This window comes from Candidatus Eisenbacteria bacterium (assembly GCA_035712145.1).
In the GTDB taxonomy this organism is placed as follows: Bacteria; Eisenbacteria; RBG-16-71-46; order RBG-16-71-46; family RBG-16-71-46; genus DASTBI01.
The window spans coordinates 1-3,693 of sequence record DASTBI010000260.1 but is presented as its reverse complement, the minus strand read 5'-3'; the positions used below and the strand labels follow the sequence as shown (position 1 = coordinate 3,693).

Here is a 3,693-nt window from a genome sequence, read left to right as displayed (position 1 = left end):
CGAGCCCCGGCATCACGTAGCGCCGGGTGAGGCCGAAGCCGAGGAAACCGAACACCGCGAACGCGCCCACGATCAGGATCATGAGCGGGATCCAGTGCATGTTCATGAGCCAGTCGACCATGTGCGCGCGGGAATGTACTCCACCTCGCCAGACAGCGCTAAGAAACCGTCCGGTCTCGTGAACCCAGAGCCAGTCGCGGTTACTCCAGCGCTTCAGAACGCCCTGAGGCGCGAAAGGAGTTGACTTCCGAAGCCGCTCGGACTCCCATTGACGCACGTTGGTCGAATTGAATCCGTGCCTCCTTGCCTTCCGGCAGCCAAGGGGAGACGTTGACGCGGACCTTGCACCCACGCCCACGATCCCGAGCAGCGGCTCCGGGACTTTGGCTCGCGCTTGCCGTTTCCTCGGCCGCATTCGAGCCTGCAACGGCCCTCGCCCAACTCGGCATGGAGCAGACCGGACGCTGGGCAGTCAGCGGCCCCTGGGGGCACCAGCCGATCCACACGGCGATCATGCGTGGAGACGCCACGCACCACACCAAGATCCTGAGCTGGTACCAGTCATGGAACGCCAAGCTCTACGGATGGAACCCTGCGTTCACTCAGGACGGCGGGTCGTGCTCCATCTTTCCCGACGAGCAATTTCAGATGCTGCCGATCGACACCAATGTCGTCGGTATCTACGACATCGTCAGCGTCGGTCACTCGACCTTGGCCAACGGAGATCTGCTCGTCACCGGTGGGCTTGGCCCCGGTCGTGCGGCCGATTGGCGCACACTCGTCTTTCGGCGCAATGCGACTCCTCCCGACGCCCAATGGGTCGTGCGAAGCAACATGAAGACGGAACGCTACTACCACGCCAGTACCACGCTGGCGGACGGCAATGTGCTGGTGCACGGCGGGGCCCGTTACTACCACATGGCGGTGGTCGGCGGCACAGCGGATCCCGCCAATCCGACTTCAGCGGTCCGCGATGAGATCCAGCGGATGGGAATGACCTCGACCGGCCGCTGGCTCGACGCGCAAATCCCTGCCTTCCGTCCCGAGGCGCGCGAAGGACACAGCGCGGTCACGCTCGGGATGCGCGGGCTGCTTGACACCACCGTGGTGTTCGGAGGGCGGAAGGTCGGGGGTCAGGTGCTGAACGATACCTGGGGACTGCGTATCGACCCATCCGTCGATGCCATGGGCTGGGATCCGATCGACGCCAGCGCACCGCCTCCGGCGCGCTCGCGCCACAGCGCCGTGCTCCTTGGAGATCGCAGGATGGTGATCTACGGGGGCCTGGGCGTGAACGATGCGGCGCGGTCCGACGTGCGCGACCTGCGACCGCCGGTCGGCGCGCTGCCCTGGCGGTGGAGCACGGGCGACCTCAATCCCGGCGGACCCGATGACCCCGGGGCACGCTATGGACATGCTGCAATCTATGACGGCGCGAATGGGCGCAATCGCATGCTGGTCTTTGGCGGTCGCAGCAACAGCGGTCTCTCCGACAACGACCTCTACGCGCTCGACATGACGACGCTGGTCTGGAGCCGACCGGCCCTCGCCACTACGGACAAGCCGGGAGCTCGCGAGGGCCACTCCTGGACCGTCGACCCCTATCCTCGCTCCGGTCCGTTCAGCGGGTCCGACCGGCGCGCAGTCCTGTTCGGCGGCCAAACCAGCGCCGGACTCAACAACGAGACCTGGGTGCTGTGGATGGGACCCAGTGGTCAGGTGCGCTGGGAGCAGCGGACAGCGACCACTGCTCCTCTTCCGCGCACCCGCCACGCCGCTGCCTGGGACGAATCGTTCGACCCTGGTGACATCACGGACCGCCTGGTGGTCATGGGCGGGGATGTCGGAGGCACGGCCAGCGCGGAAACGTGGGCGCTCAACCACGTGCTCGGCGCGTGGACTGCTCTGAACGACGCGCCACTGGCGCAGGCGGGGCACAGCATCACGTTCCGGACTTCGCCTCTTTACGCCCTCAACGCCGATCGATATGACATCGCCACCGGACAGTGGACCGCGGAGAACGACCCCAAGCAGGTGGGCACGCACCCGAACTTCCTCCTGCTCCCGAGCGGCAATCTGTTCTTCGCCGGTCCGGCAGGCGCAACGTACCGGTACAAGACCAGCGGTGCGCCCCCGCGCTGGAGCCCACTCGGGACGAGTCCCGTCCAGGGCCAGCCCGCGGTGTTGCTCTATCGGCCCAACCCGGACCAGGCGGTCGAGGTCATGAAGTGCGGCGGACTCACCGGCGCGAACAGCCAGACGGCCAAGATCGCCATCAAGCCGGATGACACGTCATCTTTGGGCTGGCAAGTGCAGAACCTGGCGACGCCGGACACGATGATGGCGCGCATCGAGCACAACCTCGTCGTTCTGCCGACTGGAAAGGTTCTGATGACCGGAGGGCGGCGCGGCTTCCACAACGACCACGACGACGCCGATACACTCACCAACCCCGGAGTGCATCAACCCCAGCTCTGGGACCCGGATCTTGGCCCGGCCGGAGCATGGAAAGGACGCGGCGTGCTGGCCGAGGATCCTGCGCGGCGCGGCTTTCATTCCACCGCCCTTTTGTTGCCCGACGCCCGGATCCTCTCGTTGGGCAGCAATCCACCCAGCGCCTTCCGCTTCCTCGCCACGGTCTATTGCCCCCCCTACTTGTTCAATCCGGGGGGCAGTCTGGCGCAACGTCCCACGATCACCGCGTGGCACGACTCGGCGGGTTACAACCTGCCGATGCCGATCTGGACCGAATCACCCGACAGCATCGTGTCGGTGTGCATGATCCGGCCGGGCGCGGTGACGCACTCCCACAACCAGGACCAGCGCTACCTCCAGTTGGAATTCCAGGTGGTCACGCGCGCGCCGGAGCAAGGCTGCCCGCAGAAGGAGATCGTGGCCACGACTCCGCTGAATGCCAACTACGCGCCGCCGGGCGACTACCTTCTATTCGTCATCAAGAGGAGTCCGTTCGACCGCGTGGCCCCGGCCGACACCGTGGTGCCTTCCGTCGGCCAATGGGTGCGGATGCGCTCGGGACCTCACGGCCCCCTGGTGGGTGCACCTCCCTCGACCTGCCCTCCGGTGGCGGTCGAGAGCCCGAGCCCGTCACGCTTCACCCTCCATCAGAACCAGCCCAATCCATCCAAACAGAGCACCACAATCCGTTTCGAGTTACCGGTGCAGTGCCGGGTCAAGCTGGTGATCTTCGATGTGGCGGGCCGGCGCGTTCGCACGCTCGTCGATAAGGCCTACGGGCCGGGGCGGCATGGGATCGAGTGGGATCAGCGCGACGAGCGCGGCATTCGAGTGCGGACGGGGGTCTTCACCTACCGCCTCGTCGCCGGGGCTTTCCGCGGCCACCGAACCATGGTCGTGCTGCGCTAGCCGACTGTCGATTCACCAGTCTCAGCGCTACATCAACTGTTTGTAGGTCGTTCGATGCGCTGTGATCCCCGCGAAGAGGCTGGTCGTAGAGGACGATCATGAAGATCCGGACAAGAAAATGGTGCGACCCCCCAGAATCGAACTGGGGACACCGTGATTTTCAGTCACGTGCTCTACCAACTGAGCTAGGGTCGCACCGAACGCGGAACCTTAGACGGAATCGGCCCTTTTCGACAAGGCCCGGCGCCGACAAGAAAGAAGCCCCGCTCGAGCGGGGCTTCTCTTCCATCCAAAGCTCTCAGCGCCGCC

1 protein-coding gene and 1 tRNA gene are annotated in these 3,693 nt (G+C 65.6%); one reads left to right on the top strand and one right to left on the bottom strand.

What is annotated here, in order from left to right:
• The first annotated feature begins 447 nt into the window (after positions 1 to 447).
• On the top strand, positions 448 to 3,384 hold the full coding sequence (locus VFQ05_18345; GenBank protein HET9328730.1) for a kelch repeat-containing protein: 2,937 nt from the start codon (positions 448 to 450) through the stop codon (positions 3,382 to 3,384).
• 119 nt (positions 3,385 to 3,503) lie between these two features.
• Here VFQ05_18345 and VFQ05_18340 read toward each other — a convergent pair.
• Positions 3,504 to 3,579: transfer RNA gene (locus VFQ05_18340), tRNA-Phe, on the bottom strand.
• Positions 3,580 to 3,693 lie beyond the last annotated feature (114 nt).